We start from the raw sequence: 14,758 nt of genomic DNA, 5'->3' as shown, positions 1-14,758 counted from the left end.
CGAGTTCGGTGCGGGAGCCGGAGGCGGCGTCGAGCAACGCGGCGTCGCCGCGAACGGCGCTATCCGGCGCCGTTGACGGCGGTCCGGACGAATCCGTCGGCCCCGTCGAGCAGCGTCCGCGCCGTCGTCGCGTCGACTCCGGCCAGCCGCATGACGATCGCGGTCTTGGCATGTCCGTCGGCGGCGGCCAGCAGCGCGGCCGCGGTGCCGGCGTCGACCCCGGTGGCGTCGGCGATGATGCGGCAGGCCCGGTCGACGAGCTTGGCGTTGGTGGGTTTCACGTCCACCATGCGGTTGCCGTAGACCTTGCCGGATTGCACCATGGTCGCGGTGGACAGCATGTTGCACACCATCTTCTGCGCAGTGCCCGCCTTCAATCGGGTGGAGCCGGTCAACACCTCCGGACCCGTCTCGATCTCGATGCCGACGTCGGCGTGCGCGCTCAGCTCGGCATGGCGGTTGCAGGAGACACCGACGGTCGCGGCACCGATGGACCGGCCGTGCCGCAACGCGCCGATCGCGTAAGGGGTCCGTCCGCTCGCGGCGAGCGCGACCACGACATCGTCGGCCGTGAGGCCGATCGCGGATAAATCCGCGGCGGCCAGCGCGGGGTCGTCTTCGGCTCCCTCGACCGCCTGCAGGAACGCTGCCGGGCCGCCCGCGATGATTCCGATGACCTCATCGGGCGCGGTGCCGAAGGTTGGCGGGCATTCGACCGCGTCGAGCACACCGAGCCTGCCGCTGGTCCCCGCGCCGACATAGATCAACCGACCGCCACGCCGCCGGGCGGCCACGATCAGGTCGACCGCCCGCGTGATATCCGGAATCGCTTTCGCCACAGCGGAAGCCACGTCCGCATCCTCGGCATTCATGGTGCGCAACAACTCGTCGACCGACATGGAGTCGAGTGCGGCGGTGCGCGGATTCGCTTCCTCCGTGGTCAGTGCGCCGATCTCGTTCATATGCCTCCTATGTCCTGCGGGGGTACCAGTCGAACGAGGTCTGCCCTCACGGTGCCTTCCGCACGGTGCGCGAGATCCGCCGATCTGCCACCGCGTCGTAGGTCCGGCGCAGCGCCACCGCGGCCGACGGCGTGCGTTGCAGTACCCCCACGTAGAGCGCGTCGACGATCAGGAGCTGGCTCATCCGGCTCGCCATCGCGGCGGAGCGGAAGCCGTCCTCCCGCCCGGCCACGAGCACCGTGTGCGTGGCCACCCGGGCCAGTCGTGATTGCGCTCCCGCCGTGACGGCAACCGTCGTCACCCGCCTGCCGGCGGCGCGGTCCAGCGCGTCGACGATGGCGGCGGTTTCGCCGGAATGCGAGAAGGCGATGATCACGTCACCGGGTTCGAGCAGGCTCGCCTGGACAAGCGAGTCGTCTTCCGATGTGCAAGCGCCGCACCACATTCCGATCCTGGTCAGCTTCTGCGCCATGTCCATCGCGACCAGTCCGGACGCGCCGATCCCGATGAGCTCCACCCGTCGCGCGTGTACCAGTGCGTCCACTACCGCCGCCATGGTCGCCGGGTCGGCGAGTTCCGCGGTCGCCACCATGCCTTCGGTCTCGAAGGCGGTGAGCTTCTGCAGCACCTTGGCCAACGGGTCGTCGGCGTCGATGTCGGTCGCGAAGACCGGTGACCCGTCTTCCTTGCTGGTGGCCGCCAGTGCCAGTCGCAGCTGCGGATAGCCCTCGTAGCCAAGGGCTTTGGATAACCGAACGACTGCGGACGTACTGGTCGCGGCGCGCTCGGCGAGCTCGCTCACGGTCAATTGCGCGGCGCCAGCGGGGTCGTCGCGAATCACCTGGGCGACCCGCAGACCGGTAGGGGTCAGCCGCGGAATCGCCCCAAGCAGGCGGGTGCGGACGTCGTCACCGTCGGACATGGCTCACCAGCTCCAGTCGATGCGGTAGCGCGCTGGGCGATTCGGGCAGGTCGAGCCGGGACGCACCGGGGGTGATCGAGCCGAGCACCGTCGCCCGCGCCGCGCCGGTGCAGGCCGGGAGACTGCCCGCGAGCCCGTGCACGGTGAGGAAACCGAGCACGGCGAAGGCCGCGGCTTCCTTGGCTGCCGACGGCAGCCCGAGCTCGTCGGACGTGCGCAGTGCAGCGGTCCCCAATCGCTCAGCCAGCGATCTCAGCAACGCCGGATTTCGAGTTCCGCCACCCGACGTGATGACTTCGTCCGGCGCGAACGGGGCGATGGCGTCGGCAATGGTGTGTGCGGTCAGGGCGGTCACGGTGGCGACGATATCGTCAGCGGGCAAGGCGTGGTTCCGCAACACGCGCTCGAGATATGTGCGGTTGAACAGCTCTTTACCTGTGGTCTTCGGCGGCGCTGCCCGGTAGTAATCCTCGGCGAGAAAAGCTTTCAGCAGTTCTCCGTCCACATTTCCGCGGCTGGCGCGCATGCCGTCGCGATCGAAGTGTTCCATGCCGCCGGTGGCCAGCTCGACGGCGGCGTCGATGAGCGCGTTTCCGGGGCCGGTGTCGAAGGCGACGGGTGTTTCGCCGGTGACGGTCACATTGGCGATGCCGCCGATATTGAGCGCGGCCGACCGTCCCGGCCGCCCCGCCAGCCACCACACGTCGAACAGCGCGACGAGCGGGGCGCCTTGTCCGCCCGCCGCGATGTCGCGCGAGCGGAAGTCGCTGACGACCGGTAATCCGGTCAGCTCGGCGATCCAGGACGGTTGGCCGAGTTGCAGGGTGCCGTAGGTCTTCCCGTCGGCCACCCAGTGGTAGACCGTCTGACCGTGTGATGCGACGAGATCCGCTGTGCCGTCGAAGAACTCGCGCACCGCCCGATCGGCCGCCGCCGCGAATTCCTGGCCGATCGCGGTATCGAGTCGGCACACCGTCGCCAGGTCGACCGTGCCCGGCGGCAGGGCGGCGATGAGGTCGGCGCGCAGCCGCTCGGGATAGGAGCGGCTCAGCTGTCCCACGATCTCGACCCGAATGGTGTTATCCCGCAGGTCGATAGCCGCGCCGACCGCATCGATCGCGTCGTGCGACGTTCCCGACATCAAACCGACGACGCGCACTAGGCCACCACCTCGACCGGCTCCGGCGGCATGGGTGCGGGCGCCGGATGGAAGCGGCTCGCGACCCCGCCGACCACCAGCGTGACGAGCACGCCGATCGGCACCAGCCACTGGGCGGCGATGCCCTTCTCGACCACCTTCCCCGCCACCGTCACGTCGATCTTGATGACCCGGACGACGAATGTCATCACGACCACCGTGACCACGAAGGCGACAATCGCGTCGAACTGGTTGGCGCGCTTGATGAGTCGGCCGAGCAGGAACGCGCCGAGCAGGGCGCCGTAGGTGTATCCGGCGATGGTGAGTGCCGTGAGATAGACGTTCCCGGTCGTCGCGCTGAAACCCATTGCGCACAGCGCCATCAGCACTGCCCAGACGAGCGTCATGATGCGGGCGAGCTTCAGCAGCGCCTCGTCGGAGATCTCCCGGCGCGAGAAGCTGCGAATGATGTCCGCGACGGTCGAATTCGCCATCGAGTTGAGCGCCGCGGACAGCGATCCCATGGCGGCGCCGAGGATGCCAGCGACCAGCAGCCCGGAGATCACCACGGGCAGCCCGTGCAGGATGAAGTTGGGGTACAGGTTGTCGGAGGTGGCCAGGCCGAGCTCCTTCGGCGACTTGCCGCCGTTGTACGACCACAGCAGCGCGCCGACCAGCGAGAACGCGGCGAACTGGATGGCAACGAAGATGCCGGAGCCGATCATCGCCTTCTGACTGTCGCGCAGCGAACGCGTCGCGAGGATGCGCTGCACAATCAGCTGGTCGGAGCCGTGCGAGGCCATCGCGAAGATCGCGCCGCCGATGATCGCGGTCGGCAGCGCGAAGGTGCTGGTGAGGATGTGGGCCACGCCGAAATCGGTGTCGAAGATGCGGAACTTGCCGTTGTCCAACGCATCCGCCCAACCGGAGGCGCCGACGCGGCCGGTGAGCACGCAGATCGCGATGATCGCACCGGACAGGTACAGGCCCATCTGAATGGCGTCGGTCCAGATGACCGCCTTGATGCCGCCGAGATAGGTGTACACCACGGTCACCAGCGTGAGGACGATGATGATGACGTCGTATCCGAGGTCGACGCCGAATTCGCTGAGCAGCAGCTTGATCGGAATGGCGGAGGCGAACAGCCGGACACCCTCGGCGAGCAGCCGGGTGAAGACGAACGTCACCGACGCGACACCTTGCAGGTAGCGCCCGAATCGCAACTCGAGATACTGATAGGCGCTGACGAACCCGCCGCGCTTGTACAGCGGGATCAGCGCCGTCGCCACGATGGTGCGGCCGATGATGTAACCGATGGCCAGCTCGACGTTGCCGAAGGCTTGGTCGGTGTAGGCGCCGCCGGGGATCGAGATGACCGTAAGCACGCTGGTCTCGGTGGCGACCACGGAGAAACACACCGTCCACCACGGCATCCGGCCTTCACCGACGAAGTAGTCGTTGCTCGACTTCTGTTTTCCGGAAAGGCGCAGGCCGATCCAGGCGATGACGACCAGGTAGACGACGATGACGGCGACGTTGAGTGCGTTCATCGCAGCTCCTCGGTGACGCGGCGAGCAGATTGCAAGTAAGTGTCAGGGGTCACAGTGCTTCTGTCAATAAGTGTCACGCGATTCGTACCACCAATGCTTCGAGCACGGTGGTCGCGTCGAGCGCGAGCAGTGCGGCCCCATCGATCGGGCCGCCGCATGCCGCGCGTCGCTCGATCACCTGCGCGATCTCTTGATCGAGTGGATCCAGCAGTGCCGCACCCAGGTTGGCGAGGCCGCCAGTGATCGCATACGGCACCGGCGGCCGCATACCGGAACGCTCGATGGCCGCGAGGACGGTGCGGCCGAGTGCGCGCCCGGCCGCCGTCATGATCGCGGCCGCGGTGTCGTCCGTTGCGGCGGCCGCGGCGACGGCAGGCGCGAAACCGGCCGCGAGCAGGGCCGGATTCTCGTGCTGGCCAAGGTGTTTCGGCAAACCTTCCAAGTCTACCGCATAGTGCTCGGCGGCCTTCGCTTCGAGCGCGGAGCGTGGCCCGCGTCCGTCATACGAGCGCAACGCGGCGCGCAAACCCTCGACACCGATCCACGCACCGCCACCCTCGTCGCCCAGCAGCGGGCCCCAGCCATCGACTCTGGTGAACCGGCCCGCCGCATCGACCGCCGTGGCCACGGCACCGGTACCGGCCGCAAGGACGACTCCTGGCGCACCACCGAGTGCGCCCGCGTGCGCGGTCACCGCATCGGAGGACACGGCGACCGCCCGCGCGCCCGCCAGATCGGCCAAGTGGCGGGCGAGGAGTTCGGCGGCGTCGGGTGCGGCAGCGGCGCCGGCGGCGCCGACGAACAGTGTGAAGGTGGTGTCAGTCGGCGCTATCTGTGCGACGACCGTCCTGATCGCGCTTTCCGCGGCGGCGACACCGCCCGCATTGGCCAGACCCGGGGTGCCTGGCGCGGCGGCGGATCCCGTCTCGCGTCCGTCGAGCCGGAGCGACCCCCGGCATCCGGTCTTGCCGAGGTCGATCGCGAGAACATGGTCGGTCATGCCGACCATCCTCGCGCGGTCGCCCGCTTCTGGCCCTGCGAAGGGAACATTCGTCCAAGACGCGCGCAGTAGCCTTGGCCTATGGAGGTGGCCCACGCTGCACGAGACCTCGCAAACGGCTGGGAGGTAGCGCACCCGACCGCGGGTAGCCGCATCGAGGGTGCCGAGGTAATCGGCTTCCGCGATCGCGCCGCGGCCGGGTTGGACATGCGGGTTGTCCCCGCACCCGCGGTGACCGTCGTGATCGAGTTCGGCAGCGGGCTGACCGTCGACGGCCCGGGCGGTCGACAGGCGATGGGCAGTTTGATCGGCGGATTGTGGCCGGGGGCGGTGCGCATTCGTGGCGAGCGAGTGAAATGCGTCGAGGTGCGACTGTCTCCCGTGGCGGCCTACTCGCTGCTCGGCTGCTCGCTGTCGGATCTCGATGGCACCGTTGTCGACTTGGCAGACTTGTGCGGCCCCGCCGATGCGCGGCGGCTGCGTGAGCAGTTGGCCGAGGCCGCGGGGTGGCCGAAGATGTTCGCGCTGACGGACGCGTTTCTGGATCGGATGCGTGGGTCGGCGTCAGCGGATCCGGAAGTGGCGGCGAGCTGGGACCGGATCGTCGCGAGCCGTGGCGGGGTGCGGGTCGGCGAGCTGGCCGCGTCCTGTGGGTGGAGCCGAAAGCGGTTGTGGGCCAGGTTCACCGCGCAGATCGGACTGACGCCCAAGCGGGCGGCCATGCTGGTCCGCTTCGACCGGGCGGTTGCCGGTTTGTCCGCGGGTGCGGACGCCGCGGCGGTCGCCGTCGCGTGCGGATACACGGATCAGTCCCATCTGCATCGCGACGTAGCGACCTTCACCGGACGCACGCCGAGCGCATTGGTCGGCTGACGCGCACACCCCGACGGTTGTGCGCGCCTGCCGGATCAGCGAATCACGGTGTGGAGAAACCGATCAGGGCGCCGATGCCCGCGCCGATGGGGATGGTGACCAGGGCGCCGACACCGCCGAGGAAGAAGCCGATCACCGCGCCGATGCCTGCGCCGATCAGGGCGCCGACGCCGGCGTTGTACTGCTTGCGCGCGATGGTCTCGTCGTGCTGATTCACCAGTTGTGCCAGGTGAGTGCTGATTTCCGGAGCGCTGACCGGAGTCATCGTCATGGTGCGCCCGGTGTCGCTGATTTGTGGTCGCAGGCCGAAGGTTTGGCCGTTGGCGACGAAGGATGTCGGCAGCGTGGCGACGACATTGCCCGCGGCGTCGGTCAGCGTGACCGCCGCGGCGTCACTGGTCAACGCGAAGACGCCCGCATCGACGGTGGTGATCACCCCTCGGCCATCGGTAGCCGTGGTGTATCCGACTCCGTGATCGACGCCGTGCACGCTGACCTGGGCCGATGGCTCCGATAATGGTTGGGCGTCGACAACGCCCGCGGTGATTCCGGTAGCGCCCAGTGCGAGAAGGGCGGTGGCAAATCCTTTGACTTTCATCGTGTTTCCCCACATGTTCGGTCGGCCACGACAGCCGATGCGTCCCCGTGAAGCCGGATCAGGCCACCTCCATTCTCGCTCCGTGGCCTGCACCGAGTGATCGATTCCGCGAATTCCGCGCAACGAAATCCGGCAAATTTGCTATGCGTAAGAAACGCTCTCCGGCTCCGGAGCCGTCGATCTCCTGACAGCGCCCGCCGGAATCGCTACTGTCCGAGGACATTCAAGGCGGATCGTGTCGACACTGCGCTGGTGACCCCACGCATGGTGCTGTTCCGCCCTTGCTCGACATCGGGAGAACGCAGTGAGATTCACAAGAGCTGGTGCGTTGGCGGCGGCGGTGTTGCTGGCCACGAGCCTCGGGCTGTCCGCGTGCTCGTCGGACGACAGCGCCGACGCGGACATCGTCACGACCAATATCACCGAGCCGCAGAACCCGCTGGTGCCCACCAGCATGAACGACAACAACGGCAGCCGGATCGTCGACCGGATCTTCGCCGGACTGAAGTATTACGACGCCAACGGTGTGGCCCATGACGACATGGCGCAGTCGATCGAGACAACGGACCGGAAGAACTACCGGATCACCATCAAGCCGGACTGGAAGTTCACCGATGGAACGCCGGTGACGGCGAAGTCGTTCGTCGACGCGTGGAACTACGGGGCACTCAGTACCAACGCACAGCTCCAGGGCTACGTGTTCGCCCTCATCGTCGGCTATGACGAGGTGGCGGCGGAAAAGCCGACCGCACAGACGATGTCGGGCTTGAAGGTGGTCGACGACCGCACCTTCACAGTCGCCTTGAAGAGCCCGTCGATCGACTTCGAGCTCGCGCTGGCCTTCACGCCGTTCTACCCAATGCCCGAGGCGGCGTTCAAGGACATGAAGGCCTTCGGTGAGAACCCGATCGGCAACGGCCCCTACAAGTTCGCGCGCACGGGCGCGTGGGAGCACAACGTCAAGGTCGATCTGGTGCCGAACCCGGACTACAAGGGGGCGCGCCCGGCCAAGAACAAGGGCCTGCGGTTCGTGATGTACCAGTCCTTCGATACGGCTTACGCCGATCTATTGGCGGGCAACCTCGATACCCTCGACACGATTCCGGACAGCGCACTCGCGTCCTACAAGCAGGACCTCGGCGATCGGGCGATCACCAAGCCGACCGCACAGAATCAGCACGTCAGCAGTCAGTCCAACATCCCGCATCTGGCCGGGGAGGAGGGGGTGCTGCGCCGCAAGGCCCTCTCGATGGCGATCAACCGGGAACAGATCTGCGAGAACATCTTCCGCGGCACCCGGGTTCCGTCCCGCGACTTCACCGCGATCACGCTGCCCGGCGTCAACGAGAATCTGCCGGGTTCGGAGGTGTTGAAGTACAACCCGGAGGAGGCCAAGAAGCTGTGGGCGCAGGCCGACGCGATCTCGCCGTGGTCCGGTCGCTACGAGATCGCCTACAACTCCGACGGCGGCCACCAGGCCTGGATCGAGGCCGTGGCGAACAGCATCAAGAACACCCTCGGCATCGAGGCCGTCGGCGCGCCGTACCCGACGTTCAAGGACATCAGGAGCGCGATCACCGCGCGGACGATCGGCAAGGCGTTCCGCTACGGCTGGCAGGGTGACTACCCGACGATGCTGCAATTCCTGACCGCGCAGTACTACACCGGCGCCGGGACCAACAACATCGATTACAGCAACCCGGAGTTCGACAAGCTGATCGACGACGCACTGGCGGCGCCGTCCCTGGAGGAGTCCTACAAGATCGTCGCGCGGGCCCAGACCCTGCTGTTCCGGGATATGGCCGACATCCCGGTGCTCGACTACATCGCCACCGCGGGCCGCGGGGAGAAGGTGAAGAAGGCCGAACTCACCTGGAACGGCCAGTTCGATTTCGAGAACATCGAGAAGTAGCCACCCGTGCGCCGCGCCGTCGGAAACGGCGGCGCGGCGCGAGTGGGTGTGCCCACTGCCGGGTGCGCCCGCGTCCGGGTAGGCTGACCCGTCGGTCGGGCACGCGTCGTACGAGGGTGGTGGCGGAATGAGTGAACGGGTATCCGAATCCGTGACGGGGACAACAACGGTTGCCGTCACGGTGCCCGCGTCTCCGGAACAGTTGACGATGCTGCGTGCGCTCGCCGAGACCGTACTGCTCATCGCCGATTTCGGGCTGGACGAGGTGACCGATATCCGGCTCGCGCTCGACGAGATCGCGACCGTGCTGATGCAGGACGCGGCACCCGGTTCGACCATCGATTGCGCGTTCACCTACAGCGAAGGCGTGCTGAGCGCCAACATCCGCGCGGTGGGCACGTCCGAGACCGAGGTCGGGACCGGCAGTTTCGGCTGGCACATCGTGCAAACCTTGACCAATTCGGTCACGGCGACCCGGGCGCCGTTCGATGACGCCGTCTCCGGCTATCCGACTGTCGTCGACTTCGTCTGGGCCCGGGGCGACCTCGATGAACAATGACCCGACAACGTCCGGTGCGGTCGATGAGCCGCGCCGACGTGGCGGCGACAGCTACGACAATATCGAGCCGCTGTTCCGCGAGCTGAGTGAACTCGACGCCGACGATCCGCGGCGCGCGGCCGTGCGGGAAGAGCTGATCAGCCGCTGCCTGCCGCTGGCCGAGCACATTGCCCGCAAGTTCACCGGTCGTGGCGAGAACTTCGACGACCTGTTGCAGATCGCGCGCGTCGGCATGGTGGCCGCCGTCGACCGCTTCGACGCCTCGCACGGTTCGCCGTTCCTGGCCTTCGCGGTGCCGACCATTATGGGCGAGGTGCGCAGGCACTTCCGGGATTACACCTGGTCGGTGCGAGTTCCGCGGCGGCTCAAGGAGATTCAGCAGACTATCGCACCGGCGATCGAGACGCTGGCGCAGCGGCTCGGCCGGATGCCGAAGGCCAGGGAGATCGCCGACGAGCTAGGCGCCGACCTCGTCGAGGTCACCCAGGCATTGATCGCCCGTAACGCCTATCAAACCTCCTCCATCGACGTCGGTCTCGACAGCGACGACGAAAATGCTCCGCGCTCCCCACTGGACAGCCTCGGTGCCGAAGAGCCGGAATACCAGACCGTCGAGGACTATCTCGCGGTGAAACCGCTCATCGCGGCCCTCCCGGAACGGGAACGTCAGGTGCTGGTGATGCGGTTCTTCGAATCCAAGACCCAGGATCAGATCGCCGCCCAGCTCGGCGTCTCGCAGATGCAGGTGTCCCGCATTCTGTCCAAGACACTGAGTACCTTGCGGGAACAAGCCCTACGCGACTGACGACACCGGATGCAGCGGTGAGCGCTGATCGGTGGTGTCTGTCGGTCGGCACCGGCGTCGCGGACTACCGTGGGCGGGTAGCCGACCGACGAATGGAGTACGCCTTGAGCAGCGACAACGCTACCCGGCTCGCGGTGCTGATCGACGCCGACAACGCTCAGCCAGGCATTGCTGACGGGTTGTTGGCGGAGGTGGCCAAGTACGGGACGGCGCATGTGAAGCGTGCCTACGGCGACTGGACGAGCACCAATCTGAAGGGTTGGAAGGACCAGCTGCTCGCGCAGTCGATCCAGCCGATCCAGCAGTTCGGCTACACCACCGGCAAGAACGCCACCGACTCGGCGATGATCATCGACGCGATGGATCTGCTGTACACCGGCAACCTCGACGGTTTCGTGATCGTATCCAGCGACAGCGATTTCACCCGCCTGGCCAGCCGCATCCGCGAATCCGGCCGCACCGTCTACGGATTCGGCCAGCACAAGACGCCGAAGCCCTTCGTCGCCGCCTGCGACAAGTTCATCTATACCGAAAACCTCACCGGCACAGCGGAAGAATCGCCAACACCGACCCGGCGGACGGCGGCGAACCAGCTCAAGGGCGACGCCAAACTGATGAACCTGCTGCGCAACGCCGTCGACGCCGCCTCCGACGACTCGGGCTGGGCCACCCTGTCCAGCGTGGGGTCGATCATCAACAAGCAGCGTCCCGACTTCGATCCGCGCACCTACGGCTACAGCAAACTCGGTGAACTGTTCGCCGCCACCACACTTTTCGACCTGGATACGCGCAGCCCCGGTGAAGGCAAACAGGCCGTCACCTATGTCCGCGACATCCGCAATCGCCCACCCCAGAAGTGAGGCAGGCGATCACGGTTCGAGTGGCACCGGCCGCTTGTCGGGAGTGCGGCGGCGCGGCGATTCGCGTTCGCTGATCGCCTCGCCGACCATCGCGCGCACCGCGTCCCGGAGACCGTAGAGGGGGTGGCGGCTGACGGCGCCCGCGCCGGGATCCTCACGCAGTTCCTTCAGCAGGGACCAGCACAGGGCCAGCATCACCAGGACGAAGGGCAGGGAAACGAGAATGGTGGCGGTCTGCAGCGAGTTGAGGCCACCCGCGACGAGCAGCACCGCGGCCACCGACGCCATCAGGATGCCCCAGGTGACGACCAGCCAGGACGGCGGATGCAAAGCGCCGCGGCTGGTCAGCGAGCCCATCACCAGGGACGCGGAGTCGGCGCTGGTGACGAAGTAGGTCATCACCAGGATCATCGACACCCACGAGGTGATCGTGCCCGCGGGCAGCGCGTCCAGCATGTCGAACAACGAGGCTTCGGCGTCGGCCGCGTTCGCGGTGAGGTCCGCGACGCCCGTCGTGCTCAACCGGATGGCGCTGCCGCCCATGATGCAGAACCAGACGACGGTCACGCCGCTGGGCACCAGCAGCACGCCGATCAAGAATTCACGGATGGTGCGGCCGCGCGAAATGCGCGCGATGAAGGTGCCGACGAACGGCGCCCAGGACAACCACCACGCCCAGTAGAAGATCGTCCACGAGCCCAGCCACGCCGAGTCGGCGTAGGCGCCCGTCCGGGTGGCCATCGGCAGCAGGTTGGTCAGATAGTTGCCGATGCTGGCCGGGACGCTGTCGAGAATGTAAACGGTCGGCCCGAGCACGAAGACGAACAGCATGAGCAATCCGGCCAACAGGATGTTGATGGTGGACAGCCACTTGACGCCCTTGTGCAGTCCCGAGAAGGCCGACAGCACGAAGGCGGCGCTGAGCGCCCCGATAATGATCAGCTGCACGGTCACCGTGTCCGGCGCACCGGCGGTGAGGTGCAAACCCTTGGCGACCTGGAGCGCGCCGAGGCCGAGACTGGTCGCGGTGCCGAAGACGGTGGCGAACACCGCGAGCAGATCGATGGCTTGGCCCGCCCAGCCCGCGGCGCGGCGCTCGCCGAGCAGCGGCACGAAGGCGGCCGACAGCCGGTTGCCGCGTCCCTTCCGAAAACCCGCGTACGCCAAGGCGAGTCCGACGATGCCGTAGATCGCCCACGGCGTCAGGGTCCAGTGGAACAGCGAATACTGCAGTGCGGCACTGGCGGCGCCGGTGGTCTGCGACTCGATCCCGGTGGACGGCGGCGGCGTGACGAAATGCTGCAGCGGTTCACCGACGCCGTAGAACATCAAACCGATGCCCATCCCCGCGCTGAACATCATCGCGATCCAGGCGAGGTTGCTGAATTCCGGTCCGGCGTCGTCGTTTCCGAGCCTGATCCGCCCGAAACGGCTGACCGCGATCACCACGCACAGCACCAGGAAAACGTCGGCGGAGACCACGAACAGCCAGTCGAAGTTGCCGAGTACCCAGTCCAATGCGGTCTTCGACGCCGAGCCGAAACTGTCCTTCCCCACGGCGGCCCAGCCGACGCCGGCGACCACCGCGGTGATGCCGATGCCGATGAGACGGTAATCGGGTCCGGTCGATGTCTTGTCTGTGTCGGTAACCATCGCCGTCAACTATTGCGGGTAACCGTCGATTAGCCGAGGGGACGCGCCGCCCCGATGCGCGGATCGGTGCGGTGGACTTGATCACCGGTCTGTACGTTTCCAGGGGTATCCGCGAGTCCGAGCGCGGAGCGGCAGCGGGACCGGAGGCGTCGATATGTTCACCACCAGGCCGACCTTGCGGGGCACTTTCGGAATGGTGTCGTCCACCCATTGGCTGGCGTCCCAGTCCGCGATGGCCGTGCTCGAGGGTGGCGGCAACGCGTATGACGCCGCGGTCGCCGCGGGGGTCGTGTTGCACGTGGTGGAGCCGCATCTGAACGGGCCTGGCGGCGAGGCGCCGATGATCCTCGCTCCCGCGGGCGGGGAGGTGCGGGTGTTGTGCGGGCAGGGACCGGCCCCCGCGGGCGCGAGTGCCGCGCACTATCGCGGGCTCGGCCTGGACTTCATCCCCGGCACCGGGCCGTTGGCGGCTGCGGTACCCGGCGCGTTCGATGCCTGGATGGTGTTGTTGCGCGACTACGGCACCCGCTCGCTCGCCGACTTGCTCGGCTACGCCATCGGGTACGCGGAGGACGGACATCCACCCGTGCCGCGACTCGGTCGGCAGGTCGAGGAGGTCCGTGAACTCTTCAGCACCGAATGGACCTCTTCGGCGGAGGTCTACCTGCGCGACGGCACGCCGCCGACACCCGGCGAGCTGTTTCGCAACCCGGCACTCGGCCGGACGTGGCGCCGGTTGATCGACGAGGCCGTCGCTGCGGGCGGTGGCGACCGGGTCGCCGAAATCGAAGCGGCCCGGCGAATTTGGCGCAGCGGATTCATCGCCGAGGCGATGCTGGCGCAGTCGGCGCGACCCACCCTCGACACCAGCGGCGAGCGGCACGTCGGCACGCTGACGGCGGCGGACCTCGCCGCTTGGTCGGCCACCTACGAGTCGCCGGTGACCTACGAGTGGCGTGGCTGGACGCTGTGCAAGATGGGGCCGTGGAGTCAGGGGCCGGTCTTTCTGCAACAGCTCGCGCTGCTGCCCGAGGACCTGCCCGGCTACGGTGGCGCCGAGTACGTCCATCTGCTCATCGAGGGCTGCAAGCTCGCGATGGCCGACCGCGAGGCCTGGTACGGCGACGTGCCCGATGTGCCGGTGCCCGAGCTGCTTTCGGCGGCGTACAACACGCAGCGCCGGGCACTGGTCGACGCCAGGGCGTCCTACGAGCTGCGGCCAGGCAGTCCGGATGGGCGCACGCCACTGCTCAGCTCGCGCATCGCCGTCTCGGCCGCGGTACCCGGCGCGGCGGGTGCCGGTGAACCCGCCCTCGCCAGTTCCGGGGAAACGCGCGGCGACACTTGCCATTTCGACATCGTCGACCAGTGGGGCAACATGATCTCGGCGACACCGAGCGGTGGTTGGCTGCAATCCAATCCGGTGATCCCCGAGCTGGGGTTCCCACTCGGCACCCGTCTGCAGATGGCCTGGCTGGACGATGGTCTGCCGAATTCCCTTGTACCGGGCCACCGTCCACGCACCACCTTGACCCCCGCACTGGCGATGCGTGACGGCGTGCCCGTGCTGGCCTTCGGCACCCCGGGCGGCGACCAGCAGGACCAGTGGCAGCTGCACTTCTTCCTGTCGGTCGCCTACGGCGGCCTCGACCTGCAAGCCGCGATCGACGCACCGAACTGGCACACCACCTCGTTCCCGAGCTCCTTCTATCCACGCGATATGGACCCCGGCGCCGTCATCGTGGAATCCCGGATGGACGAGTCGATCATCGACGACCTACGCCGCCGCGGCCATCACGTCACCGTCGGCGACCCGTGGTCGGAAGGGCGCCTCTGCGCCGTCGCCCGAAACCCGGACTCGGGTGTGCTGTCCGCCGCGGCGAACCCGCGCGGCATGCAGGGCTACGCCGTCGGCCGCTGACGTCG

At 67.4% G+C, this 14,758-nt stretch carries 13 protein-coding genes; 6 read left to right on the top strand and 7 right to left on the bottom strand.

Annotation, left to right across the window (positions count from 1 at the left end; translation table 11 throughout):
• Positions 1-59 precede the first annotated feature (59 nt).
• The 5 genes from murQ to KV110_RS31710 form a co-directional block, all read right to left on the bottom strand.
• Positions 60-962, bottom strand: a complete 903-nt coding sequence (gene murQ / locus KV110_RS31730) for an N-acetylmuramic acid 6-phosphate etherase (protein WP_218470856.1) — start codon at positions 960-962, stop codon at positions 60-62.
• Positions 963-1,008: 46 nt separating this feature from the next.
• A complete protein-coding gene (locus tag KV110_RS31725; protein WP_218470855.1) occupies positions 1,009-1,884 on the bottom strand; it encodes a MurR/RpiR family transcriptional regulator in 876 nt (291 codons plus the stop codon).
• On the bottom strand, positions 1,871-3,043 hold the full coding sequence (locus tag KV110_RS31720; RefSeq protein ID WP_218470854.1) for an anhydro-N-acetylmuramic acid kinase: 1,173 nt from the start codon (positions 3,041-3,043) through the stop codon (positions 1,871-1,873). The genes KV110_RS31725 and KV110_RS31720 overlap by 14 nt, the downstream gene beginning before the upstream one ends.
• A complete protein-coding gene (locus KV110_RS31715; protein ID WP_218470853.1) occupies positions 3,043-4,572 on the bottom strand; it encodes a sodium:solute symporter in 1,530 nt (509 codons plus the stop codon). Before KV110_RS31715 ends, KV110_RS31720 begins: the two co-directional genes overlap by 1 nt.
• Before the next feature lie 73 nt (positions 4,573-4,645).
• Positions 4,646-5,572 carry a BadF/BadG/BcrA/BcrD ATPase family protein gene (locus tag KV110_RS31710; RefSeq protein ID WP_218470852.1) on the bottom strand — a complete coding sequence of 309 codons (927 nt, stop codon included), beginning with the start codon at positions 5,570-5,572 and terminating at the stop codon, positions 4,646-4,648.
• 81 nt (positions 5,573-5,653) lie between these two features.
• Here KV110_RS31710 and KV110_RS31705 point away from each other — a divergent pair, with 81 nt between their 5' ends.
• Positions 5,654-6,445 carry a helix-turn-helix domain-containing protein gene (locus KV110_RS31705; RefSeq protein ID WP_218470851.1) on the top strand — a complete coding sequence of 264 codons (792 nt, stop codon included), beginning with the start codon at positions 5,654-5,656 and terminating at the stop codon, positions 6,443-6,445.
• Between the two features lie 43 nt (positions 6,446-6,488).
• Here the strand turns inward: KV110_RS31705 and KV110_RS31700 are convergent, their stop codons facing one another.
• Positions 6,489-7,043, bottom strand: coding sequence for a DUF8020 domain-containing protein (locus tag KV110_RS31700; protein ID WP_218470850.1), 555 nt, complete (start codon positions 7,041-7,043; stop codon positions 6,489-6,491).
• A 304-nt stretch (positions 7,044-7,347) separates the two neighbouring features.
• Here KV110_RS31700 and KV110_RS31695 point away from each other — a divergent pair, with 304 nt between their 5' ends.
• The 4 genes from KV110_RS31695 to KV110_RS31680 all read left to right on the top strand — a co-directional run bounded on the left by KV110_RS31695 (position 7,348) and on the right by KV110_RS31680 (position 11,179).
• Entirely contained in the window at positions 7,348-8,955 is a 1,608-nt protein-coding gene (locus tag KV110_RS31695) for a peptide ABC transporter substrate-binding protein (protein WP_246634106.1), read from the top strand.
• Positions 8,956-9,082: 127 nt separating this feature from the next.
• Positions 9,083-9,514, top strand: coding sequence for an ATP-binding protein (locus KV110_RS31690; protein WP_218470849.1), 432 nt, complete (start codon positions 9,083-9,085; stop codon positions 9,512-9,514).
• A complete protein-coding gene (locus KV110_RS31685; RefSeq protein WP_218470848.1) occupies positions 9,504-10,319 on the top strand; it encodes an RNA polymerase sigma factor SigF in 816 nt (271 codons plus the stop codon). Before KV110_RS31690 ends, KV110_RS31685 begins: the two co-directional genes overlap by 11 nt.
• A 17-nt stretch (positions 10,320-10,336) precedes the next feature.
• Positions 10,337-11,179: an NYN domain-containing protein gene (locus tag KV110_RS31680; protein WP_246634105.1), complete on the top strand. Its 843-nt coding sequence runs from the start codon at positions 10,337-10,339 to the stop codon at positions 11,177-11,179.
• Positions 11,180-11,188: 9 nt separating this feature from the next.
• Here KV110_RS31680 and KV110_RS31675 read toward each other — a convergent pair whose 3' ends face one another.
• Positions 11,189-12,832, bottom strand: a complete 1,644-nt coding sequence (locus KV110_RS31675; protein ID WP_218470847.1) for a BCCT family transporter — start codon at positions 12,830-12,832, stop codon at positions 11,189-11,191.
• 154 nt (positions 12,833-12,986) lie between these two features.
• Between KV110_RS31675 and KV110_RS31670 the strand changes: the two genes are divergently transcribed.
• The gene (locus KV110_RS31670) at positions 12,987-14,753 is read left to right on the top strand and encodes a gamma-glutamyltransferase family protein (protein WP_218470846.1); all 1,767 of its coding nucleotides are present in this window, start codon (positions 12,987-12,989) and stop codon (positions 14,751-14,753) included.
• The last annotated feature ends 5 nt before the right edge of the window (positions 14,754-14,758 follow it).

Origin of the sequence: Nocardia iowensis (assembly GCF_019222765.1) — a bacterium.
GTDB lineage: Bacteria > Actinomycetota > Actinomycetes > Mycobacteriales > Mycobacteriaceae > Nocardia > Nocardia iowensis.
This window is presented reverse-complemented; position numbering and strand designations above follow the sequence as displayed.

Bases quoted from the DNA above. Each gene is read 5' to 3' on its own strand.
- murQ (WP_218470856.1), bottom strand. From the start codon at position 962: ATGAACGAGATCGGCGCACTGACCACGGAGGAAGCGAATCCGCGCACC.
- KV110_RS31725 (WP_218470855.1), bottom strand. From the start codon at position 1,884: ATGTCCGACGGTGACGACGTCCGCACCCGCCTGCTTGGGGCGATTCCG.
- KV110_RS31715 (WP_218470853.1), bottom strand. From the start codon at position 4,572: ATGAACGCACTCAACGTCGCCGTCATCGTCGTCTACCTGGTCGTCATC.
- KV110_RS31710 (WP_218470852.1), bottom strand. From the start codon at position 5,572: ATGACCGACCATGTTCTCGCGATCGACCTCGGCAAGACCGGATGCCGG.
- KV110_RS31705 (WP_218470851.1), top strand. From the start codon at position 5,654: ATGGAGGTGGCCCACGCTGCACGAGACCTCGCAAACGGCTGGGAGGTA.
- KV110_RS31700 (WP_218470850.1), bottom strand. From the start codon at position 7,043: ATGAAAGTCAAAGGATTTGCCACCGCCCTTCTCGCACTGGGCGCTACC.
- KV110_RS31690 (WP_218470849.1), top strand. From the start codon at position 9,083: ATGAGTGAACGGGTATCCGAATCCGTGACGGGGACAACAACGGTTGCC.
- KV110_RS31685 (WP_218470848.1), top strand. From the start codon at position 9,504: ATGAACAATGACCCGACAACGTCCGGTGCGGTCGATGAGCCGCGCCGA.
- KV110_RS31675 (WP_218470847.1), bottom strand. From the start codon at position 12,832: ATGGTTACCGACACAGACAAGACATCGACCGGACCCGATTACCGTCTC.
- KV110_RS31670 (WP_218470846.1), top strand. From the start codon at position 12,987: ATGTTCACCACCAGGCCGACCTTGCGGGGCACTTTCGGAATGGTGTCG.